The sequence below is a fragment of the Pedobacter caeni genome, from assembly GCF_900129215.1.
Taxonomy (GTDB): Bacteria; Bacteroidota; Bacteroidia; order Sphingobacteriales; family Sphingobacteriaceae; genus Pedobacter; species Pedobacter caeni.
On record NZ_FQUQ01000001.1, the window covers coordinates 424,513 to 448,804 of the forward strand.

The window sequence follows — 24,292 nt, forward strand, 5'->3', positions numbered from 1 at the left end:
ATACTTTTAACTTATTTATCATGAATATAAAATTCATAAGGATTTTCTTTTTGCTGGCGCTTCTGCTCCCGGCGAAAGTAATCATGGCACAAAAAAATATATTTAGACCCGATAACGTAAAATTCAGCACTGCGGCACCGGTTGTGTACGGAAAGATTGCGGATATCAATGATGGAAATCAAAGTACGGATGTTGAATTTAGTAGTGCTCCATCGGGAACAGTGGATTTACTGGCAGAATGTACCAGTCCGTCAAAACTGGTAGATTATGTGATTAACTATTATTATAATTCACAAAATGCGACCAGCATCAGTATTTCCGGTTCTCAGAACAATAGTACCTGGACGCTGATAGACACAAAAACCTTTGCTCCGGGGAATCAAAACCCTACGGCAACGATAAACAATCTGATCAGCTATAAGTATTATAAGTTTGTGTTTTCGGGGATCAGCAGAAGCTCTTTGGACATTAAAGAGTTTGCTGCCTATTCAGATGACCTTTCTGCACCGACACTGACCGCAACAGCAGGTACTGTTGGCAATTTAGCCAACCTTTCATGGACGCAGGAGATCCGGGGCGTAGGAAGTTACGAACTGGAGCGCTCTACCGACCGGGTTAATTTTACCTTACTCAAAACCATGGACGAATTGGTTCTGACTTATAAGGAAGAAGCTTTACAACGAAATACGGCTTATTGGTACAGAATAAGGGTGAAAAAAGGAGAAGTGTATTCGGCATATTCTGCGGTAAAAGAAATCATTACCGCGAGTGATGTGATCGTTAACGCACCATCACTTACCGCAACAGCATCAACAACCTTAAGCTCAACAGCGAACCTTTCATGGGCTTTACCCATCGGAGGTCCTGGAACTTTTGAACTGGAAAGGTCATTGGACGGTACTGATTTTACGCTTTTGAAAAGTGTAGATAAAGCAGTAACTACTTACGTAGATGCGACCTTAACCCATAATACGGCCTATTGGTACAGGGTAAGGGGTAAAAATGACATCTCCACTTCGCCATACTCTGTAATCCGTAAAATTACAACCATCAACGATGTGTTGCTGACTGCTCCTGTGTTACAGGCAACGGCACCTACAGGAACCCAGGCCATTTTATCATGGAGCCTGGCTTTTAATACTGAAGGTGGTTTTGAACTGGAAAAATCAACTGACGGAACAACTTTCAGCCCAATGGGTAAGGTAAATAAATCCATTACTTCGTATACGGAAGAGTCTTTATCCTTGAATACTGCATATTGGTACCGGGTCAGAGCTTATAATTATACGGGCAATTCTCCCTATTCGGCCATCGTAAAGGTGACGACAAACAGCATTAAAGGATTTCCTGCAGATATTACCGATGATGGCGGAAAGCTAACGGCAAGTGCGGATAACAGCGGTGGCCCGAACGGATCAGAGGGATCATCCAAATTTATCGACAACAATATTGCGACCAAATGGTTGATATTTAATGCACAAACCGGACAAAGTTTATCAGCAGTGTACGAGCCTAAGGGGGCGTATGTGGTAACCGGTTACACCTTGAGCACTGCAAATGATGCTCCTGGCAGGGATCCTAAAAACTGGAGGTTTGAAGGTTCTGATGACAATACGGCCTGGACCGTATTGGATACCCGGAGCAATCAGCTTGGCGCAGCGGCAGAAAGGATCACAACTTATAGTTACCAGATAGCCAGTCCGGGAACAAAAGCGTTTAAGTTTTACCGCATTGCCTTTACCTCGAATAATGGTTCTACAGATATCGTACGTTACCAGATTGCGGAATGGCAGATCCTGGGACTCGATCCTGGTTCTCCGGAAATTCCTGCCAGTTTAGCGGTTACTGGAAGCACAATTAATACGATTAATCTGAGCTGGACACAAGATAAAACCATCCCGGTAAAAGAACTGATTTTACAACGTTCGCAGGATGGACTGTTTTATGAAGCCATTGATACGCTCGAAAGCACCGTCAGCACTTTTACAGACCGCAATCTGTACGACGGTGCTACTTATTATTACCGCTTAAAGGCAGTAGGCGAAAGACCAACTGCGGTATCCGGCTGGTCTAATGTAGCCACTGGTAAAACACTGCCAACAGATGGTTTGCCACTGATCCCATCAGATCTCATGGTCACGGCGATAAAAGATACGGAGATCAGTCTGCAATGGAAAGACCGCTCTTCAGATGAAACAGGCTTCCTGCTGGAAAGATCAAGGGACAATGTCCTGTTTGAGGAAGTAAAAACTTTAGCGGCAAATACCAGTACTTTTATTGACCTGACGGTATGGCCAGGTACGTATTTTTATTACAGAATAGCAGCGGTCAAAGACAGAGCGAAATCGGCATATTCTAATGTATTAAAAGTACTGACCACAGGGATCAATACCGCTCCGTTGACAAGCTCGCCACTTATTCCCAGAAAAATTTGTACAGGAACCGGTGAGTACAGTCTGGCCTTTAATGGTGTGGTGCCCGGCCCTGCTTTTGAAAAGATTCAGAAACTGACCGTAACTGGAGTTAAGGCGGGTGATGAAGAAAGCAAGAAATTCTTCTCTGCCTATGCTTTTAATCCGGTAGTCACCAATGGCATCGTAAATTATAAAGTAACGACAACCGGTGTTGCGGTTCCCGGGGATTCGGCCATGGTGATGGTAACCCTGAAAGACGACGGTGGGACTGTTGGGTTTGCATCTGATAGTACGGAGTTCCTGGTGAAGGTTTATTTTACCCCCTTTACGGTTAAAATTGTTTCCGATAAAGGCACAGAAAACTTGTCCAGATATGCCGCTGTCAATTTAACAGCATTTACCGATTTTCCGGATCAGACAAGATATGAATGGTCGGATGCGGATGGTATTGATGGCGCAAGGAATGGGATTAAATTAATGGTCAGGCCTAAACGCTCCACCATCTATACGGTAACGGCAACTACTCCGACAGGCTGTACTGCAACCGCAAGCATCGTCCTTTCACCACAGGATTCTTTAGTAATATCGAATGTACTTACCCCAAACCGGGATGGCAAAAACGATACCTGGATGGTTTGGGGAATCGAGAAGATCCCAAATGCCGAAGTGAAGGTGATGGACCGTCAGGGACGTCTGGTATTTAGCAGAAGGAATTATACCAACGATTGGGATGGTACCTATAACGGTGCAGTATTACCAAAGGGCGGATATTATTATGTGATTGAAACAAATGATGGAAATAAACCGCATACAGGGGTGTTAACGATCATTAAATAAGAATGGAAATGAAAAATCAAATTCAATATATACTATTTCTAATACTCCTGTTGGCTATGGCTTTTTGTGTGCCTATGGCAGCTCATGCCCAAACCAGTAATTTTGGAGCAGGATATTTTCAGAATCAATATATCTTTAATCCGGCAATGGCGGGATTAAAATCTACGGAACTCAACATCAATACGGCATACAACAGAGAATCAACCTCGGTAAGCAATGGCGCTAAAACAGTGTCTCTTACTGCCGACTATGGCCTGAGCGATGCAGTAGGATTGGGCTTCAATTTATTGATGGATAAAATTGGTGCGTTAAGTACAACGAGGATTATGGGAAGTTATGCCTATCAGGTAAAACTAAACGATGACAACCAGCGCATCCATTTTGGAATATCGGCAGGAGGGATCCAGGAACGGTTTAACGCCAACCAGATTATCGGAGACCCATCCGACGAGATGCTCTATAACTTCAATGACCGTAAAATGCAGTTTGAAGCTGATTTTGGGGTGGCTTTTCAGTACAATGGTTTAACGCTTCAGGCAGTAAGTCCAAATCTGGTCTCTACACTGAGAGACACAGAAAAAACAGTGCTGAGCCAAGGTACACTAGTGGCTTCTGCTGCCTATAAGTTTGGATTTGGTGATAGCAGTAATCCTGTTAATGTGGAGCCTAAGGTCACTTTTCGCAGTTTTAAAGGGACAAAAAGCATTATTGATGCGGGTGCAAACGTAGATTTTTTACAAAATACGATCAATATCTATGGCTTATACCATTCCAATAAAAGTGTAACAGGCGGAATCGGTTTTAAAGTGCTGGATGCCTTTCAGATTTCCGGAGCTTACAACTCCGGAAGTGATGGCTTTAGCGGAGCCACATTGGGTAGCTCATTTGAACTGGGACTAAGATTTTTTACTTCCAGACGGTAAAAAAAGGTTTAAAGGGCTTATCAGATTTGATAAGCCCTTTTTTGTAAAAGGTGTTTCTCAGCAGGTACACTTATTACAGTATAGGACCGTCCTGATCAGCCAGATTTCAGGGATGGCCTTATTTGGCCAGTTCAATCACTTTTTCATAAACCCCTGCAAAAATTCCCAGCCCGTTATTGATATTGCTTTGCAGTCCGATAAAGGAATTGGCACCATCGAAGTTGTTTTTTTTTAGGTATTCGTAATCATAAACATATTTGTAATAGGTTGGTTCTACAGACTTTATATGTATCCTGAATTTCCTCATTCCATTTTGATATTCAGGAGTAAAGTTCAATTGTCTGGCTGTTGCTTTAGCCGGAACAAAAAGTTTAAAATAAGGTGCAGACAATTCCCCATACCTGATGTTATCTGTTGCAGGATCTTCACATTCCATAGTGATATATTTCCAATCGTCCAGGTAAACGATACTGTTCCCTTCCATGCGGTAACTTCTGGACTCAAGTGCAATGATGAGGGCTGGGACATTGGTCTCAGGCAGGTTAAGTCTGATGGTGCTTCGGTTATTGTCATTGAGTTCCGCATTTGCAGTAAAGGAAAGGGGAATGGTGCAAAGGGCATTTACTTCCTGATTTTTTGATTTTATATTCAGTTGATAAGCCTTTCCGAACTGAGCCTGGAAACGTTCGTTTTTCCAGTATCCATTGCTCAGTGGAAGGAAGGAGAATATTTCTTTGGTTTGCAGATCCTGAATAATTACTTCCGCATCTTCAATCGTTTTTGGAGGTCCGGTTTTACCTATACTATTTAGTTCAACTATATGTATAACAGGAGGCTGACCTGCAATGAGTTCAGCTGTTACGGCAATTTTGCTATCGTCAGTAAATTTCGGTTCTATGCTTTCCTCACAGCCAGCAAGAAAAGCAAAACATATTAGCAAAAAAAACGGTCTTTTAAAAAGAATACGAGTAGCCCACATATGGTAATAATTTAAAAAGTACAGTCTGAGTGATCTTTAATTGATTGTTTTCCTGGCTGGCATTTGCCTGAAAAGGCAAAGGTTTTCCCAGAATATTGTTGATTCCAAAATGTAACCTTCCCTGGCGCTGCTTTCGGAAATCGCTGTGGTATACTGCTCCTACGTTCAGACTGTAATTGTCCGGTAGTCTGTAATTATTTGGTTCGGTCGCATAAAAATAAGTTGGAGCATCTTTTTTTGCTGCTCCGGAAAGTACAAGATCCAGATCAGTTAAGGCATAATCGGGCAGGGTAACCAGCATGCCACTACTATAAGTAAACAGCGTAGAACAGCTCCATCTCGATCCTAAGTTTATCGTAATTGCAGTGGTAAACTGGTTCCGCAGATCTTGTGGCGCTTTGAAAGCTTTTCCGTTGTTGATCTCCTCAAAAATAAACATTGTTTTAAAGAAGGTATAGGCAGCATTAATGGTCAGCCATTTAAAGTCCTGGGCATATTCAATCTCAAAACCCTGACTGTAACCTTTTCCGCCAAGCAAACGGTCATTCCAGTTAGCGGCAAGTTTATTGTCAAATGCATTTTGTTGCGGCCGGTACATCAGGAGATCTGAAAAATCCTTTCGGTACAACTGCATACCAATTCTTCCTGAGGACGAAAGATGGTTCAGGTATCCTATTTCATAGATCGCTGATCGCTGGGGTGGGATTTCGGCTGTACTTGGTGCCCTGAATTCATTGGGCATTGAGATGGCATTGATGGTGATCTGATGATAGAATTGTGCCATGAGGGAATAGGATGCATAAAGTTGATGCTGATCATCAGGCGTATAAGTGAGTCTTGTGCGGGGCTGAAAGGAATGGTAAGTTTTTCCGCTGGTGAGGAAAGCGGTATAATGCAGGCCTGCTTTTAGTTTGAGCTTTGCTGAAATATCAACATCGTTGTCTGTATAGACCTGCAAATGTACAGATTGCTGGTCATGAGCATCTGACTTGATTTCGCGGTCTGGTGCCGACTGGAACCGGGTCAGTTTTGCCTTGACCCCGAAATAGCTTTTCAGGTCATTATTCCAGCTATAGCTCAGGTCGTTGTCTATTCCAAAGTCAGTGATTTTGTTGAATTGATTTACTCCATTCTCGCTTTGTCCTTCCAGTTGATTTTTGAACTCACTAAAAGACAGGGTGCTGTTGTGAAAAAGTCGTGGGTTATGCACTTTATTCCACCTGAAGGAAAGCAATTGATTACTCCAGTTCAGCCCTGTTGCAGATTCTTTGTCGCCGAAAAGATTCAGGCTGAACCTGTCATTGCCCTTGTATGCACTCAGGTAAATGCGGTTGGTCGAGTCAATGCGATAATTGATTTTGAGGTTAGCATCATACAGGTAATATTTTAATCCATCATCTCCTTTATAAAGGAGACCAGTAAGGCCATCGATCCAGCTTCTTCTGAAACTGCCTAAGAAAGATACCTTATTTTTAATCAGAGGTCCTTCAATCATGGCAGAGCTGGTTAACAGACCGATATTCACCGCACCATGGTATTTTTGCATGTCGCCATCTTTGGTCTTTACGTCGATTACAGATGACAAGCGGCCTTCATAGCGGGAAGGAAAGCCTCCTTTATAAAAATCAATGTGTTTTACAGCGTCATTATTGAAGATGGAAAGAATTCCTGTAAAATGGTTGTAGTTATATACCGGGATGCCGTCCAGCAGGACGAGATTCTGATCCGGGCTTCCGCCACGTACGTACATATTTCCTCCGATTAATCCTCCGGAAACACCGGATTTTAGCTGTATGGCTTTCAGAGGGTCGGTTTCTCCCAGAGCCATCGGCAAATTGTTTACCGTTTTCAGGTCAATTGTCTGCAAATTTGTGATCCCTGGTTTGGGGGCTCGAACCTCTACCTCAGCCAGGAACAATCCGGGTTTAAGCTTGAAATTCAGGACTTTTGAAGCACTGATTTGAATGGTATCGGTGACTGTACTGTATCCTGAATAGCTCAGTTGTAAGTAGTTAATGCCTGCCGGTAGTTTGATCGTATAAAAACCATATTCATTGCTTTGTGTGCCTGTATTTGTCCCTACGATCCTCATAGAAGCGTAGGGGAGTGCTTCCATGCCATCACCCGAGTAAATAAAACCACTGAGGGTCCAGGATGCCGGTTCTGGTGGCTGTGGAATATACAGGATGATCTTATGGAGTTCTGTTTTGATCTCCACCGGATAGGAAGACAAAAGGAGCTTCAGAAGCTGGCCAGCTTTATAAATACCCTTGTTTAGTTTGATTTTATCAGCAAGTCTGAGTTGATTACTGCTATAAGACAGGTTCACACCCTGAGCGACAATCATATTCAGGTATTGTCCCAGCGTGCCTTCGCTGATATCTATCCTGATTTGTTGATCAGACAATGTTGTCTTTTCCTGGGCCCAGAGCTTTTTATGTCCCGAAATGAGCATAAGAAAAAGGAAGAAGCAGGATAGGTATTTAAGCATTTTAGCGGCATGTAATTGCTGAAATACTGACCTGGTTATCCGTTATTTTATAGTTAAATCCGAAAAGGAGTTGCAGTTCTTTGAGCACATCTGCCAATGTCTCGTTTTTAAATTTGCTGGTTACCTTACAGTTTAGTGAACCCGTGTTGTCTGGGGTAATCCTCACATGGTAGTAATTTTCAAGTGTGCTAAAGACTTCCTTTAGGGGGCTATCAGTAAAGTTGAGTTCCTTAGTTTTCCAGGCCAGATAGTTTTCATTATTAAGGCGTTCCATTTGCAAAGTCCCTGATTGCAGTCGCGCTCCCTGACCTGCAAGCAGAACGAGCTGAGTATTGCTTATTTTGTCTTTGACGGCGACCTTGCCACTCTTAACGTTAACAAACCTGTTTTTTTCAGAACTGTTCACCAAAAAGGAGGTGCCGAGTACATTCACGAGAAACTGTTTGGTATGAACTACAAAGGGCTTTTTTACATCATGTTTTACCTCAAAAAATGCTTCCCCATCGAGTTCAATATTCCTCTTTGACAAAAAATAACGGGGATAGCTGAGGGTTGAATTTTCATTCAGGGTTACCGTACTTCCGTCGCTTAAGGTAATGTTTTTAATTTCAGCCAGTTGGGTTGTTATGGTCACAGCAGACGTTGTGTAAAAGAAAAGGGCGGCAGATATGATGAGCACTATAGATGCTGCTGCCAGCCAGTAACTGGTCTTTTTACTTTTGACTAAAGATACATAAGATTGCCCTTCGGATACATCAGGTTGCGCTTCGAAGTTAATTTGACGGGAAACTTTTCTCCAAGCCTGATCAGAAGAGAACAACTGTTGATGACCGGAGACATGGCTGTCTGCCCAAAGTATTTTCAATGAAAGGTATTCCTCCGGGTTGGATTTGATCCAATCAAGAAGAATCAGCTCTTCTTCTGTATTTGTTTCCTTCGCGAAATGTTTCGCTAATAAGCTGTTGATCTGTTCTGTTTCCATATTGCTGTTCCTGCTCATTAGTTAAACACTGATCGACTAAAAACCCCTATAAAATTAACGAACAATTTGATCAATACTACTGCGGCAAGTAAAAGAACAGGATGCTGACTAATAAAATTGCGCATATGCTTTATCGCTTTTCCCATTTGATTTTCTACTGTTTTTATGGAAATGTTCAATTTTGTTGCAATCTGCTGATAGGTTAAGTTTTCCATGCGGCTTAGTTTGAAAACTTCTGCGCATTTAGGCGATAAATTCTCAAAAGCGCGCTCAATAAGATGGTTTACGTCTAATTCGCTTTTTTCTGTATAAACGGTGTCCGCAATCTCAATTTCATTTTCTTCAGTCGAAAGCATGTATATTCTTTTGCGCAGTGCTGATATACATCTGTTGCGTACCGCTGTTAAAAGGTAATATTTTGCAGCAGGGTCATTAAACATCTCTTTCCTGAGCTCCCAAAACCTGATCATTACCTCCTGGACTACATCCTCACTCTCATCGCGATCGCCAAGGTATTTGTAGGCATGATTACACAATAGCTGATAATCCCGGTGAAAAAGTTCCTTAAATCCTGTATGATCTTTCTGCATTCATCCATGGTAAGAATTGATTCAAACTTACGAAGTAAAAAAAATATTCAGCTGCATAGGGGTATTTATTTTTTCTGCGTATTAGAACTGAAGCCTGGTTATGATCGCTTCATCAAAACAAGAAAACAAAGAATATGCAAATGAAAAACAGAATTTACAACAATTTAAAAACAATGAAAAAAACAATTATCTTTTTGGGCCTGATGATCTCCTTTTTTGCCGCAAGCGCTCAGGAAAGAGGAAAGCATGAAATACGTGCCGGAATTAGTGATGCATCTGGGATAGTCATCGGTGACGAATTTGGAAATGCTTTTGCTGACGTGTTCAGTTATATATTTACTGCCGGTAACTTTAAAAAGAAGTATACTAAAGATAAAGTGCTTGGTATGTTTGAGATCGGGTATCGTTATGAACTTTCTGATCGGGTAAAAATAGGTGGAGACATCAGCTATCTTCAAATGGATAAAAGTTTTGAACAGACAGTTTTCGAAACTACCACAAAACATACAATAAGGGGGCAATATCTGATGGTACTGCCTACAGCAGAATTCGCTTATATAAAGACACCTATGCTTACTTTCTATGGTACTGCAGCTATGGGCGTGCTGATCGGCAGAGAGAAAGACATGTCCAGCGACAAATCTTTCAGGAACAATTTAACGCAATTTGCTTTCCAGGTGAATCCTGTAGGATTAAGAGTTGGGAAAAAAATTGGTGCATTTGTTGAACTGGGTTATGGCCTTAAAGGAATAGCAACAGCAGGTGTTAGTTTAAGATTTTAAATAGAATCCTTTCGCATCCGGTATGTTTTCCGGATGCGTTTTCTTTTTTTACACATATAGTCCATAATTTCGCCGGTCTAATTAAGAATCATCTTTGAAATCGTCAAAAAGATTTATGCAATGAAAAGGAGTATAACGAAACGGGTGTTAATGATTGTATTCACCTGTATCATTTCTTATGCTACAGGATTCGTCATATTTCCTTCTTCTTACTGGCATGATTATCTGGCTATGCCAACTTACCGGATCCTCTCTGACATTCTGGTAAACCTGTTATTTTATGCCGCTATAGTAGAGTTGAGTCTGTTCATAGACAGGCGATTGAACAGGCGGATTTCATGGATGGTAAGTCCCTTAAAACGCTTGTTGATCCAGGCATTGTATCAGACTCTTGGGGTGTTGTTTATCATCATTTGCCTGGCCTTCGCTTTCCTGATGTTTGCTGATTTTATGGAAGTGCCTTCACCTTATGTTGGTATAAGAGAAGGGGCCTATACCCTTATTTTAATTGTACTCTGGGGTTTGATGATCTCTGCACTGAACACAGGTGATTTTCTATTGAAAAATTGGAAAACTGAAGCCCTGAAGGCAGCTGAATTTGAAATTAAGGCGGCACAAAGCAAGCAAGTGGCCGCAGAAATAGAGCTACAGGCACTTAAACTGCAACTGGACCCTCATTTTGTGTTCAACAACCTGAGTGTACTTTCAGAGTTGATCTTAAAGGACCAGCAGTTGGGCCATGAGTATACGGTGAATTTTGCCAAAGTCTACCGCTACCTGCTGATCAATTCGAAGAAGAAGCTGATCAGTTTGCGTGAAGAACTGAAATTTTTAGATGCTTATATTTTTTTGATCCGCAACCGGATAGGCACTGGGACTGACTTTGGGATTGACATTGATGAATCAAGCCTTGATTTGCTGATTCCACCTGTTACCCTTCAACTGTTCATTGAAAATGCCATCAAGTATAACCGTACAGAAGAAGAAAATCCCTTGATGATCAGCATCCGTTCCAATGGTGATGAACTGATCATATCCAATAACTTATTGCCTTTGATCAAAGCGCCTGAATCTACCGGCCTGGGTTTAAAGAATATCATCAGTCGTTATGCTTTATTAGGCTTATTAGGCGATAGGGCACCTGTGATAGAAAACGACAATAAAACATTTACCATAAAAGTACCACTCATCAAATGAACAGCATAAAGAAGATATTGATTTTGGAAGATGAGCAGCTCAATTCGGACCGGCTACAACGGTTAATGTCCAGGATCAGGCCTGATATTGAAATTGCCGGTGTGTTGACAAGCGTTAAGAAGACGGTGGACTGGCTTTCAAAAAATGAAGGGCCGGACCTGATTCTGATGGACATCCAATTGGCAGATGGTTTGAGTTTCAACGTTTTCGAACTTGCAGATGTAAAATGTCCGGTAATTTTTACCACTGCCTATGATGAATATGCGGTTAAGGCATTTAAATACAATAGCATAGACTACCTGCTTAAACCTGTTGAAGAAGAGGAACTGGAAGCTGCGGTCATTAAGTTTGAGAATTCTATCCAGAAATCCCACCAGCAATCTCCACTGATCGAGGAGCTCATTAACTATATGCAACCAAAGGAATACAGGACCCGCTTCTTTTTGCCATACCGCGATGAATATAGAAAAATCAATGTGGAGGACATTAGTTTCTTTTATGCTCATATGAACATCACTTATGCAAGCCTGACGAACGGGGAGAAAATTGTGGTTCCACAGACCCTGGAAATCCTGGAAAAGGAATTGGAACCTAAAAACTTCTTCAGGGCAAACCGTCAGTACATCCTGCACGTCAATGCTATTGAAAAGGTCCATAATTTTTTCAATGGTAAACTGAAGCTCAAATTAAAAAGTCAGGAAGAGGAGGAGGTGGTAGTAAGCCGGGCTAAAGCACCTCTGTTTAAAACCTGGTTAGACTATTAACGGGTAAATCATTTCAATAGGACCCATCTACATTTCACCTGACATTTTTGTTGTTTCACTCAGGATTCAAATTCAGAAGCCCTGGACTCATGATAGTTTTGCATGATCAAAGTCATAATAAATAACATAGAAAAATGAAAAACACAAACCTAATGAAGTTTGAAGGAGAAGGTCGTATGATGAAGAGTGTATTTACTCTTTTTGTTCTGGTGGCATCCACACTTACTGTTTCTGCCCAAAAAACAGCAGTATTGGATGCCTTTTCTAAACACGGTATTGATGCTACTATCCTCAATCCAGCCAATGTTCAGGAACCGGATGATTACGCCTTCGACTTTAAACAAACTACAATAGCCGGAGGTAAAACAAATGTGACGATTGCAAAATTTGACCCCTCCCGTGCAAAAGAAGAACAGTGGACTGTGGTTTCCATGGATGGAAAATCTCCGTCAAACGGGGACATCAAAACCTTTCGCAAAGGAAAAGTTAAACCCGAATCCCCAAGCAAAGCAGATGATGCGAGCTACAGAATCGAGAGTGAATCAGCAGAGTGTCTGGTGGTTAGTTATAAGCCAGATCCCGCCTCTCTTCCTAAAGATGCTGCTTTCCTGAAAGATTGCAGGCTGTACATGAGCATTAATCTTAAAAGCAAGAAACTGGAGCAGGTACAAGGCCTGAATGAAAAGCCGCTGAAAATTAAAATCCTCAATGCTGAAAAGTTGGAACTGACCACCAGATATACCCGGAATGAAGAGACAAAACGTTACTTCCCGGTAAATGAGGGCCTGAATATCCAGGCAAAATTTATTGGACAGGCAGTAAATGTGCAGACCATTACAGAATACTCAAATTATAGTAAGAAGTAAGGATTTAAGACTAACCGTTAAAATTTGTAACCTTCTGAGTTCCTCAATGAGAGGATTCAGGAGGTTTTTTGTTTTTTCAGCAGTCTGTTGATCAGATTATAAATGGGGGTGTACTGTGCTTCTGGCAGGTGATTAGTAAAATAACCGGTGCCCTGCATCCACAGATTCACCGGTTTCAATTAACGTTCTCTTAGCACCCTCAACTTTGGTATCCCTGGTAAAGAAGGTCTCCATCGCGTAGGGTCTGGCCTGGCACTCTTACGGGCTGTTGCCCAATTCGCGTTGTCGCTCTCAAATATGCGCCTTGTTTCGGGACCTTGCCAAAGGTCCAACACGTCGTACATTACTGCACGTATCTTCAAAATACTTCCTTATCAATTTTCAGGTTTGATAAAGAAGTATTTTCAGGGTCAATGTTTAGCCTGGTTCTTTATTGTTAACTTCCTATTTCATTATCAAGACAACAAAAAAAGCGAATAGTCCTAGTTGGCAGATTAAATTTTATAATAATGTATTACTTTTAAATTCATAAAAACCATCAGGCATACGATGACCAAATTTTTGTCCCCTTAAAATGAAGAAGCTAGTATTGATATCCATTATTCTCCTGACCATTTCCGCTTGCGGGGAAAACAAGGTTAAAAAGACAGCAAGTAAGCCACAGCCAGCAGTTGAGGACATTAAAAAAAACAAAAGCAATGAGTCCCCGGAAATAGAAAAAGCAGGGCGCTCATTTTACGACTGGTATTTTAAGCATCATTTTCAGTATATAAATGTGCTGAAGGACAAGAATGAGAAATGTCTGCTCGATACGACATCCTATTTTAGAAACCTGAGAAAGCTAAAAACCGTTTCGGAAAAATTCATTGCCCATGAAAAGAGCCGGCTGCAAGGCTGTGCTTCATTTATAGCAACAATACCATATTCAGAATACGAAAATGCGGATGCTTACACCTATGACGAATATTGCCTCGATCTATATTATATGTATTGGATCGGCAGTCAGGAAGAACCCAATAGTTTTTCTGTTAAAAACTTAAAACTCGTTTCTGATGATAAAGCCACACTTGATATTTACCTGAATTATGGTGGGCAGGACGAAGCCTTGTCGGAAGTTAAATTAGAGAAAGAGAATGGTTTATGGAAAATCGTAAAGATTGATTTTTTTAAAAAGGAACAAAAAGAACAGAAAGAAAAGGTAAAGGAAACATTTCAGGGTAAATGGCAAAACGCGATGGTGACGCTGAGTATCGGCGAAACTTCACTGGCTTTTGAATACCACGGTCAATGTGTATACTTTTATCCTGTTCGTAAAATCAGTGATACCGAATTTGAAATGATCTGGGCAAGAGAGATGGACTGTAAATTTGACAACGGAACAGGTAATTCTTTCGGATTATTAAAAGGTGTTCCGGAAATCGGCAAACCTTTTGCGAAGTTCAGCTTAAAAGACAACATCCTGAAGGCTGATTTTTATTACAAAACATGGGTGAGAAACTATACAGAGCAGGTACAGAAGGACGTTTTTACAGAAATGTATTTCAGAAAAAATGAAAATAATTAAATAAGGATATATGCAGCAATCTATCCTACCCATACGGGAAGCCTCAAGAAAAGAGCTGTTGGATTTGGGTATGCGCAACACACTAATTAATTACAAAGTACAAAAGGCGAGGGGCATCCATGTGGTGCAGGAAAAATCAACCTCAATTATTTTGCCCGGACGAGCATAGAGGAACAAGGTGTTAATATTTTGTACTTATGGTTGGGAATGCCTAACTAGTATGAACATCGTAATACGATTGAGCCGCATCAACCGCCATTGGGTTTGCTCCTGGTAATCCTGGAAAGTTAACTCGGTGTATTTTTCTTGTTAAATTTATTCTCTTTTTATTTATTATTGAAATATATTTTTAACTTATGAGGTGTAAATCTAATAATAATATGCTCTCAAAACCGAAATTTATTGTGAAACGATGTTTTACGTCGTTATTAATGGACCTGCAATCTCTTATTCCGAGATTTTGCGTGACTGTTTCCAGTAATTCTCATTAGATCACTATTCAGTGGTTTTTACTGTGAAGGACCTGATTATTGCGATCTTAGAACAGGCAAATAAGAGTACAACTGATAATGGAAGAATTGATTTTATGATAGAGAAGCGGGAATCTGTTCCCGGCTTTAGAATTGTCAGACCATGAGAAATACAACAATAATAATAGCATTAATATTTTGCAGTATATTTTGCAAAGCGCAAAAAGAGGTTGAGATCGTTGCAAAATTTAAAGCACTTAAAACTTTTGTACCGTATGCGTTTATGCCAACTGATAGCATCGTCAGATTTCAAAAGGTAAAATATCTGGTAAAAACTAAAGCATATCTTGAAAATGGTGAATTTACAGGCGTCAATATTTGGAACCCTTTAGGATATGTGGAGCACACCAAAAATGAGCTTTCCAAAGTTACAGAAGAGTTTTATGACGCGTATGAAATAGACCTCGCTACGACGGTTAAGATAATTGATGATAAACATATTAATATTGATGGAAAAACTTATCAGATTCTATTTTTTAATAAAAAACGAAAGGAGATCTATTATTTCGCAGGAATTGACCCCAGGTATTTACATATTGTCCGCTATAAATGAGATAGCTCCGGGATACCCATCATCAATATCCAACTAAATTTCATCTGATCTTCAAATTTCGAATGGGCACGTTTATTGGTATATCGAGTATATTTGGAGATATTAGAATTTTCTACTCATAACAATCGATATATGCAGGAATCCATCCTTCCCAAACTAGAAGCCTCAAGAAAAGAGCTGTTGGATTTGGGTATGCGCAACACCCTAATAAATTACAAAGTACAAAAGGCGAGGGGCATCCATGTGGTGCAGGAAAAATCAACCTCAATTTTTGACATTATAGTTCGTCAGAACAAAGCGATGACTTTTCTAAGCAGACCTGAAAAAGAAGACGATGATACTGTTGAAATGCCAGCGCTTAGCGAAGCTGAACAAGAAGATGCCTACAATGATACACGACTGCAAACGGAGGATCCGGAACAGAAACTTCAAACTAAGATCCTCAATACCTATTATTTTGCCCGTACCAGCATAGAGGAACAGGGGGTTAATATTTTGTACCTGTCGCTGGGTATGCTGAACTGGTATGAGCAGGGCAATACCACCGAACCGCATCAGGCGCCACTGGTTTTGCTCCCGGTAACACTCGAAAGATCGAGTGCAAGTGAGCGTTTCAGGTTGAGGTATACAGGTGGAGACATTGGGGCTAATCTTTCTTTACAGGCTAAAATGATGGCCGATTTCAACATTACCATCCCTGATTTAGGAGAAATGGAAGATTTTGACATTAAGGCTTATATGGAAGACATTGCAGAAAGGGTAAAACACCATGCTGCCTGGAGCATAGCGCAGGATGCAATTGAGCTTGGTTTTTTCTCTTTCGGAAAGTTTATGATCTATCATGATCTGGATAGCAGCAAATGGCCGGAAGATGGTAAGCCCGATGATCATGATATTCTTACCTCATTATTTGGTGGAGGTTTTACAGAAGCGCAGCCAACTGCCAATGCCGAACATAACCTGGATAAAGAGACCAAAGCCAATGAACTGTTTCATGTGGTAGATGCAGACAGCTCGCAGGTGCTGGCAATGCTGGCCGTTCATGAGGGCAGAAACCTGGTGATCCAGGGGCCTCCGGGAACAGGAAAATCGCAGACCATTACCAACCTGATTGCAAATGCAGTTGGTCATGGTAAAAAAGTGTTGTTTGTAGCCGAGAAGATGGCGGCGCTCGAGGTGGTGAAACGCCGGCTGGATTCCATTCATCTGGGAGAGGCTTGTTTGGAACTGCACAGCCATAAAGCCAATAAAAGAGAGTTACATACAGAGTTAAAACGCGTTCTGGATCTTGGGAAACCTACTTTAACACATTTAGAAAATGAGTTGGTTGAACTGGATGCTTATCGCGGCAGACTAAATGGTTATTGCAATTCGATCAATCAGGAAATCGGTAAGAGTGGCTTATCCGGACAAAAAGTGATTGGCTATCTGCAACAAATAACGGATCAATATCAAGACATAAAACTGGCTAATGTGCCGGTTGCCGATATCGAAAGCTGGGATATGCTCCGGATGAGCAAAGCGGAGAAAAGGGCAGAAGAGATTGAGGCCAGATTGAAAGAAATCGGAGTTCCGGCCAGCTTATTGTTTTATGGAGCAAAACTTAAGCTGTTGCTCAACCATGAACAAGAAGCTTATCAGGCTTTAATAGATACTGCACTAAAAAGCACAAAAAGCCTGGTTCATACGGCAAAAGAAGTTTCGGCATCGTTGCTCATGCCAGAAGCGGCAACTTCCACAGAAACCGATGGATTGATCGTTGTCGCAAATGTGGTTGCCGAAAGCCCGGATTTAAGAGAGATCGCGGTTAAAGACATTGCCTGGACAGCGAATTATGAAGACCTGAGGGAGCTATTGGAAACCGGAGACCGCCTTACGATATTAAAGCATTCTTACGATCAGGTTCTTTTACCGGAAGCCTGGAGTCAAAACGTTTTGCAGATCAGGCAGAACCTGCTGACACATGGAAAAAAATGGTATAAATTCCTTATTGGCGATTATAAAAGAAGCGTAAAGGAACTGGCTTCCTTTTCTCTCGTGCCATTGCCTGACGACCTCGCGACTAAAATCAGGTACACTGATGACATTCTGGAAGCCAACAGATTGGGTGCTACTTTGGCGGAGCATGAGGCTTTGGCGATAAAGGTATTTGGATCCAGGTGGCAGAAGCTGAAAACCCGTTGGAAGGAGCTATATGAGATACTTCAGTTCCTTTCTAAAGTACATAGTGGCATTTCCAATATGGCGTACCCCGCTACTGTTCTGGAAGTGCTGAGCAAAAATGAAAACCCTGCACGTGCTGCTGAATTGGCGGCTAAGTTAAGCGCTGCTTCATCTGATCAGCATCATAGTTTTGATGCCTTACTGGGAAAACTGAATTTCGACAATGATATGGTGTCTGAAGATAGACGATTGTCTGCGCTGAACTTCAATGCTCAGCTTGGTTTGCTGCAAAGCTGGTATGATCGTTTTGTGGAACTTCATCACACTGTGCAATGGAACAACCTCGTCGAAACTACTGAACAGGAAGGTTTTGGTTACCTGACTACACTGGCTGCAGAATGGGAGGGAGCTGCCGCTTATTTAAAAGTTTCCTTACAGAAAACCTGGTATGAACATCTGATTACCCAGGTCATGACCGAAAGGCCACCTTTACGTGGTTTTGAACGTACAAGTCATGAAGAGAGCATAGAGAAGTTTAAAAAACTGGATGTACTGAATCTGGTTTACAACAGGGCGCGTGTCGCATTGACGCATTTTGAGTCCCTACCCAAACAGGAAGGCGGCGGACAAATGAGTGTCTTGCGTACCGAGTTTAACCGGAAGGCAAGGCATATGCCGATCCGTAAACTGATGCAGGAAGCAGGCCTGGCGATTCAGGCCATTAAGCCGGTTTTTATGATGAGTCCGATGTCTATTGCCAGTTTCCTTCCTCCGGGTGATATTGAGTTTGATCTGGTGATCTTTGATGAGGCAAGTCAGGTGCGTCCGGTTGAGGCATTGGGGGCGGTATTGCGCGGGAAACAGCTGGTGGTTGTTGGAGATACGAAACAATTGCCGCCAACGAGTTTCTTTGACAAGCTGAACACCGAAACGGAGGATGAAGACAATGTAACCGCTGATATGCAAAGTATTCTTGGAATGGCTGATAGTCAGGGGGCACCGCAACGCATGCTGCGCTGGCATTACAGAAGTCGCCATGAATCATTAATCAGCTTGTCCAATCAGGAGTTTTACGAAAATAAACTGGTGATTTTCCCTAGTCCGGGTTCAAAAACCAAAATGGGATTGGCTTTTCATCATCTGCCAGACGCGGTGTATGACCGTGGAAAAACCAGGAGCAATCCGATTGAAGCAGAAATTGTTGCAGAGGCGGTGATTCAGCATGCCTTACACCATCCAAAACAAAGTCTTGGCGTAGTAGCCTTCAGTACTTCCCAGATGCAGGCCATACAAAATACGCTCGAAATGAAACGCAGAAAGAATCCTGAAACGGAGAACTTTTTCAGGAGCCATGCTGATGAGCCATTTTTTGTAAAGAATCTGGAGAATGTACAGGGAGATGAGCGGGATGTGATTTTCATCAGTATCGGCTATGGCAGAATTGAGGATGGAAAAGTACCCATGAGTTTTGGTCCGCTGAACAATGAAGGAGGAGAAAGACGATTGAATGTCTTGATCACAAGAGCAAAATACCGGTGTGAAGTTTTCGCTAACATCACTTCCGATGATATCGTGACCACTGAAAGCACCAAATTTGGCATCAGGGCGTTAAAAAGCTTCCTGTATTTTGCGCAACATGGCAAGTTTGCGGTAGATCAGGATGTACCGGTACTTACGGAGCGTCCATTTGAGCAAATGATTGCAGACCGGTTAACAGCTGCAGGTTATACGGTTAGGAATAAAGTGGGGTCTGAAGGGTTTTATCTGGACCTGGCTGTAGTTGATCCGGAACACCCTGGCAGATATTTGCTGGGGATTGATTGTGATGGGGAGTCCTATGGTCAATCTAAATCTGCGCGCGACCGTGACCGCTTGCGTAAACAGGTATTACAGGGGATCGGATGGAAGATGTATCAGGTCTGGAGTACAGAATGGTACCGCAATCCTGAGCGGGAGTTTCAGCGCCTGCTGGATTTTTTGGAGAAAGTAAAAGCACAGATATCGCTTGATGATCAGGAAGAGATTCAGGTAGAACCGGTTGTAATGGAAAGAGAGGAGCCGGAGGTGGTTGACCTGAGTATTCCGGTCTACGAACAGGCCAAGCTGTCCATTGCCAAGAACATAGAAGAATTACATCTTTTGCCCTTTGATAAAATAGGAAATTGGATTGCAAAAGTGGTAGAAAAAGAGAGTCCGGTACATTTTGATGAAATGGCCAGAAGAATTGCGGATGCTGCGGGCCTTTCAAAGATTGGCTCAAGGGTACGTTATACGCTGGAAGCAGCTACTGCAGCGGCTGTAAGTTCGGGTTTGATCAACAGGAAGGAGGATTTTCTATGGCATCCGGAGATGAAAACTGCGATTATCCGTAACAGGGCAGGTTTAAACAGTACTTCTAAAAAGCTGACTTACATCGCTCCGGAAGAAATGAGTTCGGCAGTGGTGAAGGTGGTACAGGAATCTGTTGCCATTCAGCCAGAGCTGGCAGCCCCCTTGATTGCAAGGTTATTTGGTTTTAGCAGGGTGACCGAGGAAATGAAAAATGAGCTGCTGCTGATGTTGGAGCAGAATGTAAAAGCAGGTAAGATCAGAAAAGACGGGGAGTTGCTGAAGGAGATTTAAAGTCCTTGAAAGAGTGGTTTTATAAAGAGCTGGTATATGATCATACACCAGCTCTTAAATGAGTTTTTATCAAATCAGGGGAATCAGCTTTTTGCCTTTTTCGCCATACAACTTTAGAATAATTGGTTCTATCGTGTTTCTGATCTTTATCTCCTGATTTGGATAAGCCCAATGGTGAATGCTGACCGCTGTATTCAGGGATTTTAAAGTATGTGGATTATAGAAGAACATGGGCAGCAGATTGTAGATTTGTTTGTTCTTTATGGCCGATATTTCGGCCAGTTCTTTCTTCTTATAGAACTCATTCGGGCTGTCGTTCCACATAATGATCAAATCCGGATTCCAGTCCATTAGCGTCTCGGGGCTGATATTGGGTTGATCGAGGTCAAACTTACATACGTTTTCTACACCTGCTGCTTCCAGGCAAAAGTGCATCATGCTATTGCGGCCGGTAGTAGAAAATATGCGGCCATAAGCCCAGGAGAAATAAGCTTTTTTTCTGGACGATAGGGTGTCAGCCGTTTTTTTCATGATGGCATACTCATCTTTGACGTAGGAAATCAGCTCAGTAGCTCTTTCCTGAGTTCCCGTAAGCATTGCCAGGTCATGGACGGTTTTAAATACTTCAGCATATTGTTCGACCTTGGTGGTATAAACGGGGATTCCAAGCGATCGCAATGCCTGTCCAAGTTCTTCGTGAGCAGACTGGACAATCACCAGGTCAGGATTAAGCATGGTGATGCCCTCTATGTTTGCGGTGCCGTTGCTACCTGGGGTCGACAGTTGCTTTTGCAGAATTCTGTCATCCAGTTTGGAGTAATAGGGATATAGTTCATTGCTGGTATAAATATCGTTGAAAATACCGGTGATGCGCTTTTCCGCATGCAGCATATAAAGTGCATCCAGTGCCGGTTCATAAAGACATACGATTCTCTGCGCAGGCTTGTCGAGCTCTACGGTGTAGCCCGAAGCATCTTTTACAACTATTGCTTTCTCTTTTTGAGGTTTTTCGTTTGCAGGATTTTCTTTTGCAGGATTTGTACAGCTGAGGAAGATCATCGTCTGGATGACGATGAGGGTTGTGATAACTCTGTTCATTTGAAAAGGATTTAAAGATTAATGCGTAAGGAAAGTCTGGCATTGACAGGAGCTTGTTGTACCCAATAGTACATATCTCCACCTTTATTTCTCCAGGCTGTTGAATACATTTTAGTATTCAGGACATTGTTGACCAGGAGATTGATGTTGTATTTTTCATTACTCCAGCCTATTCCACTGTCCAGTCTGAAGAGGTCTTTCAGGTTGTCGGGACTGGTGGCAGTAAAGCGCTCAGTTCGTCCGCTTAATAACTGATAACCGACCGATGCGGTAAAACCCTTTATTTTTTCAAAAGGTAATAAGTAGTTGATCCAGGTGTTTTGAATGTGTTTTACCCGGTTCGGTGTAGCCTTACCGATGTTTGCAGGCTGCAGGTCATCTTCGGTAATTCTGGAATCAGTGTAGGCATAATTAAGGATGACATTTAATCCTTTTGCGATCCTGCCTTTCAGGTCGAACTCCACACCTTTAGACTGGCTTTTTCCGGTTTGATAGAGCAGATTTGATATGGGGTCTGGGGTAACCAATCTATTTCGGTCGATGGTGTAGAGCGATAAGGTCGTGTTCCAGTCGCCATCTGCCCAGTCTTTCTTAACCCCAACTTCATAGTTTGTTCCTTTTAGCGGTTTGAGCGCCTTTTTTTCTATGGACATCCCTGCTTGAGGAAGATAAGTCTGGTCGTACAGGAAATATATAGATGAGCTTTTGCTAAGCGCATAACTCAGGCCAAGGCGAGGGGTGACTGCCCAATCCCTGGATTGACTTTCCTGGCCATAATCATCTGTTTTTCCATCAGAGGAAGTCAGACGCAGACCAAGCGAAATTCTTAGTTTTTCGTCTAATAAAGCCAATTCATCCATCGCATAGACAGAGGCATAATTGAGTCTTCTATGGATTTTATTGATCACAGCAGAAGAGCTGTTTTCAGATTCAAAATTCCCACCGGTTCCATTGTTTAGAATAACATCTGCGTAAACCGGATTGGAGATGCTGAGTGGGTATATTGCACTTGCAGTTCCCCAGGTATCCCAGCTTCTGGACGACTTGTTATTGACATCCATACCCGCAATAAATTTGTGACTGATACTTCCTGTTTTGAATGCACCATTAAGGTAGGCCTGAGTAGAAAAAATGGTGTATTTGTTGGAGTCGTAAACCAGGTTCCGGTCCAACATGTCTTTATTCGTAGGATTAGCCCCATATACCCAGAACAATGTGCCATCGTAACTGCTATTTACATAGGAGACTTTAGCAGTTAGCTGCCAGTCTTTCTTAAATTTGTTTTGATAGGTAAGGAAGGTATTGTGATCTTTCCCAACGAAAGGCCTGATGCTGGGGTCGGTGATGCTAAAATCTCCGGGAAGCGTCCCGTAGCCATATGGAGAGGACTGCGCCTCACTTAACATCAGGTAATTGAGGTGCTGATAAATATATTCTCCTGTTAAAGAGGAATTGCTGTTGAAGTTATACTTTAAGGAAGGGGCCAGTAAAATTCTGCTGTTACGATCGTGCTTTAAAAATCCTTTGGCACCCATACCCATCACATTAACCCGGTACTGGAGTTTATTTTGCTGGTCTAATTTGCCATCCAGGTCCAGTGCTGCGCGAAGCATATTAAAACTACCCAACAAGATGTCTGCACTTTTTTTGGTTTGTCCGGTAGGCTTCTTGGTGACAATATTATAGGAACCGGATGGGTCGCTCATGGCGTGCATGAAATTCCCCGGGCCTTTAAGAAATTCAATACTTTCAATAATGGCGATGTCGTCTGACAATGGCCCTTTACCAAGTGGACGCATGTCTATACCGTTTCGCTGTGCACTGATATAACCTCCACGGGAGTAAATATCCGGTGATATTCCATTGTGAAGCTCTTCCCGCAGTGTTCCGCTCACATTTCGGGTAACACTCTCGTTGATGTTGTAAACAGCCTGATCTCTGAGGATCTCTGAATTAAGGATCTGAATATTCTGAGGGATATTTAAGAGGGGGGTAGTCAGTCGCAACATATCAGATAATTGAGCGGACTTATATTTTTTGTAATATTTAGAGAAGATGGAGATCTCTTCTAAACGGTAGTTTTTTAAACTGTCCTGCCTGGCCTGCTGAGCATTGGCTGAAAGAGAAAAGCTAAAGACAACGGCGGCCAGAATAATACTGTTCTTGTGTTTCATCATGTGTGAAGTACCTTTTTTGTTTCTTACAAAGAAAAAAGAAAGAGATTAGGCTATGATAAGAACTATATTAATGCAGGATGAGAAACTGAGCAGGCTGGTGGTTTGTTTTAAGGTTACAGAATTGAAATATTGAAAATGATCTGTAAATTTGATCAGTAGTAAAGGATCACTTTATTTGAATCGGTATGGAAACGCATATTGTACATCCTGATAGGTAAACCGGACCCTGTATCAGTCAGATATTTTAAATTTTAACATGCCAGCTATTAGTAATACATATAACTCACAATTTGGTGAATTCAGTTTGGGAGAAGGGCCGGAAAACGATTTTTTCTGGACAGGGAGCATTGATGCTACAGGTGGCCTGTTTTCTGGAAATATTCCGATCTGTATTTTTACAAAAAAAAGCCTCATTCCGCCTGTTACCATTGAGCTTATGGAATTGATCGCTTCGGACATTAATCAATACCTGGAAAAGTCTGTTGTGTTTATCAAACAAACTTTGACAGCGCAACGGGACAGGTATAAAATAAAGGAAACTGAAGACGATCTTCTGTCTCTTGACATCGGACACTTTCCTGTTGACCATCCAGAGTTGATTTTTTGGGAGGATTCCAATGAATGGATGATGCGGTTTGCAGAAGGTAAGTTTGAAATTTGTGACCCTCTTGGAATTTCTGTTACCTATAAGTTGACAGATCCGATCAGTGTAGACAATTTGGAAGATAGTGAATATATCGATCCCTGATTTTTTGATGAT

17 protein-coding genes are annotated in these 24,292 nt (G+C 41.9%); 11 read left to right on the top strand and 6 right to left on the bottom strand.

Translation table 11 applies throughout. The features are described 5' to 3' along the window. Positions 1 to 20 precede the first annotated feature (20 nt). Both BUC20_RS01710 and BUC20_RS01715 read left to right on the top strand, forming a co-directional pair. Entirely contained in the window at positions 21 to 3,251 is a 3,231-nt protein-coding gene (locus BUC20_RS01710; protein WP_073226598.1) for a T9SS type B sorting domain-containing protein, read from the top strand. A gap of 8 nt (positions 3,252 to 3,259) precedes the next feature. After that, the gene (locus tag BUC20_RS01715; protein WP_159441033.1) at positions 3,260 to 4,174 is read left to right on the top strand and encodes a PorP/SprF family type IX secretion system membrane protein; all 915 of its coding nucleotides are present in this window, start codon (positions 3,260 to 3,262) and stop codon (positions 4,172 to 4,174) included. A 118-nt stretch (positions 4,175 to 4,292) separates the two neighbouring features. On the opposite strand, the gene BUC20_RS01720 is transcribed toward BUC20_RS01715, so the two are convergent. The 4 genes from BUC20_RS01720 to BUC20_RS01735 are packed head-to-tail and all read right to left on the bottom strand — an operon-like array spanning position 4,293 to position 9,216. After that, positions 4,293 to 5,114: a DUF4249 domain-containing protein gene (locus tag BUC20_RS01720; protein WP_159441034.1), complete on the bottom strand. Its 822-nt coding sequence runs from the start codon at positions 5,112 to 5,114 to the stop codon at positions 4,293 to 4,295. A gap of 13 nt (positions 5,115 to 5,127) precedes the next feature. Next, entirely contained in the window at positions 5,128 to 7,644 is a 2,517-nt protein-coding gene (locus BUC20_RS01725; RefSeq protein WP_084528450.1) for a TonB-dependent receptor, read from the bottom strand. A 1-nt stretch (position 7,645) separates the two neighbouring features. Next, complete coding sequence (locus BUC20_RS01730) at positions 7,646 to 8,644, bottom strand: FecR family protein (protein WP_073226610.1); 999 nt, start codon at positions 8,642 to 8,644, stop codon at positions 7,646 to 7,648. Then, positions 8,644 to 9,216, bottom strand: coding sequence for an RNA polymerase sigma-70 factor (locus BUC20_RS01735; RefSeq protein WP_073226613.1), 573 nt, complete (start codon positions 9,214 to 9,216; stop codon positions 8,644 to 8,646). Before BUC20_RS01735 ends, BUC20_RS01730 begins: the two co-directional genes overlap by 1 nt. A 173-nt stretch (positions 9,217 to 9,389) precedes the next feature. Here BUC20_RS01735 and BUC20_RS01740 point away from each other — a divergent pair, with 173 nt between their 5' ends. From BUC20_RS01740 to BUC20_RS01770, 8 genes are all read left to right on the top strand, one after another. Next, positions 9,390 to 9,998, top strand: coding sequence for an outer membrane beta-barrel protein (locus BUC20_RS01740; protein WP_159441035.1), 609 nt, complete (start codon positions 9,390 to 9,392; stop codon positions 9,996 to 9,998). 120 nt (positions 9,999 to 10,118) lie between these two features. Beyond that, complete coding sequence (locus BUC20_RS01745) at positions 10,119 to 11,195, top strand: sensor histidine kinase (RefSeq protein ID WP_073226618.1); 1,077 nt, start codon at positions 10,119 to 10,121, stop codon at positions 11,193 to 11,195. After that, positions 11,192 to 11,959, top strand: coding sequence for a LytR/AlgR family response regulator transcription factor (locus BUC20_RS01750; RefSeq protein ID WP_073226621.1), 768 nt, complete (start codon positions 11,192 to 11,194; stop codon positions 11,957 to 11,959). The genes BUC20_RS01745 and BUC20_RS01750 overlap by 4 nt, the downstream gene beginning before the upstream one ends. Before the next feature lie 134 nt (positions 11,960 to 12,093). Further along, positions 12,094 to 12,825 carry a hypothetical protein gene (locus tag BUC20_RS01755; protein ID WP_073226624.1) on the top strand — a complete coding sequence of 244 codons (732 nt, stop codon included), beginning with the start codon at positions 12,094 to 12,096 and terminating at the stop codon, positions 12,823 to 12,825. Between the two features lie 574 nt (positions 12,826 to 13,399). Next, positions 13,400 to 14,389 carry a YqhG/Tai3 family protein gene (locus BUC20_RS01760; RefSeq protein ID WP_073226627.1) on the top strand — a complete coding sequence of 330 codons (990 nt, stop codon included), beginning with the start codon at positions 13,400 to 13,402 and terminating at the stop codon, positions 14,387 to 14,389. A 165-nt stretch (positions 14,390 to 14,554) separates the two neighbouring features. Next, on the top strand, positions 14,555 to 14,608 hold the full coding sequence (locus BUC20_RS34435) for a hypothetical protein (protein WP_394334160.1): 54 nt from the start codon (positions 14,555 to 14,557) through the stop codon (positions 14,606 to 14,608). 414 nt (positions 14,609 to 15,022) lie between these two features. After that, complete coding sequence (locus tag BUC20_RS01765) at positions 15,023 to 15,472, top strand: hypothetical protein (protein ID WP_073226630.1); 450 nt, start codon at positions 15,023 to 15,025, stop codon at positions 15,470 to 15,472. 132 nt (positions 15,473 to 15,604) lie between these two features. Continuing rightward, a complete protein-coding gene (locus BUC20_RS01770; protein ID WP_073226631.1) occupies positions 15,605 to 20,257 on the top strand; it encodes a DUF3320 domain-containing protein in 4,653 nt (1,550 codons plus the stop codon). A 69-nt stretch (positions 20,258 to 20,326) separates the two neighbouring features. Here the strand turns inward: BUC20_RS01770 and BUC20_RS01775 are convergent, their stop codons facing one another. Both BUC20_RS01775 and BUC20_RS01780 read right to left on the bottom strand, forming a co-directional pair. Continuing rightward, positions 20,327 to 21,355 carry an ABC transporter substrate-binding protein gene (locus BUC20_RS01775; RefSeq protein ID WP_073226633.1) on the bottom strand — a complete coding sequence of 343 codons (1,029 nt, stop codon included), beginning with the start codon at positions 21,353 to 21,355 and terminating at the stop codon, positions 20,327 to 20,329. Positions 21,356 to 21,366: 11 nt separating this feature from the next. Continuing rightward, positions 21,367 to 23,532, bottom strand: a complete 2,166-nt coding sequence (locus BUC20_RS01780; protein ID WP_073226637.1) for a TonB-dependent siderophore receptor — start codon at positions 23,530 to 23,532, stop codon at positions 21,367 to 21,369. A gap of 256 nt (positions 23,533 to 23,788) precedes the next feature. Here BUC20_RS01780 and BUC20_RS01785 point away from each other — a divergent pair, with 256 nt between their 5' ends. Next, positions 23,789 to 24,280, top strand: a complete 492-nt coding sequence (locus BUC20_RS01785) for a hypothetical protein (protein ID WP_073226639.1) — start codon at positions 23,789 to 23,791, stop codon at positions 24,278 to 24,280. Positions 24,281 to 24,292: the final 12 nt, after the last annotated feature.

Bases quoted from the DNA above. Each gene is read 5' to 3' on its own strand.
- BUC20_RS01775 (WP_073226633.1), bottom strand. From the start codon at position 21,355: ATGAACAGAGTTATCACAACCCTCATCGTCATCCAGACGATGATCTTC.
- BUC20_RS01745 (WP_073226618.1), top strand. From the start codon at position 10,119: ATGAAAAGGAGTATAACGAAACGGGTGTTAATGATTGTATTCACCTGT.
- BUC20_RS01730 (WP_073226610.1), bottom strand. From the start codon at position 8,644: ATGAGCAGGAACAGCAATATGGAAACAGAACAGATCAACAGCTTATTA.
- BUC20_RS01715 (WP_159441033.1), top strand. From the start codon at position 3,260: ATGAAAAATCAAATTCAATATATACTATTTCTAATACTCCTGTTGGCT.
- BUC20_RS01760 (WP_073226627.1), top strand. From the start codon at position 13,400: ATGAAGAAGCTAGTATTGATATCCATTATTCTCCTGACCATTTCCGCT.
- BUC20_RS01750 (WP_073226621.1), top strand. From the start codon at position 11,192: ATGAACAGCATAAAGAAGATATTGATTTTGGAAGATGAGCAGCTCAAT.
- BUC20_RS01725 (WP_084528450.1), bottom strand. From the start codon at position 7,644: ATGCTTAAATACCTATCCTGCTTCTTCCTTTTTCTTATGCTCATTTCG.
- BUC20_RS01785 (WP_073226639.1), top strand. From the start codon at position 23,789: ATGCCAGCTATTAGTAATACATATAACTCACAATTTGGTGAATTCAGT.
- BUC20_RS01735 (WP_073226613.1), bottom strand. From the start codon at position 9,216: ATGCAGAAAGATCATACAGGATTTAAGGAACTTTTTCACCGGGATTAT.
- BUC20_RS01765 (WP_073226630.1), top strand. From the start codon at position 15,023: ATGAGAAATACAACAATAATAATAGCATTAATATTTTGCAGTATATTT.
- BUC20_RS01710 (WP_073226598.1), top strand. From the start codon at position 21: ATGAATATAAAATTCATAAGGATTTTCTTTTTGCTGGCGCTTCTGCTC.
- BUC20_RS01740 (WP_159441035.1), top strand. From the start codon at position 9,390: ATGAAAAAAACAATTATCTTTTTGGGCCTGATGATCTCCTTTTTTGCC.
- BUC20_RS01780 (WP_073226637.1), bottom strand. From the start codon at position 23,532: ATGATGAAACACAAGAACAGTATTATTCTGGCCGCCGTTGTCTTTAGC.
- BUC20_RS01755 (WP_073226624.1), top strand. From the start codon at position 12,094: ATGAAAAACACAAACCTAATGAAGTTTGAAGGAGAAGGTCGTATGATG.
- BUC20_RS01770 (WP_073226631.1), top strand. From the start codon at position 15,605: ATGCAGGAATCCATCCTTCCCAAACTAGAAGCCTCAAGAAAAGAGCTG.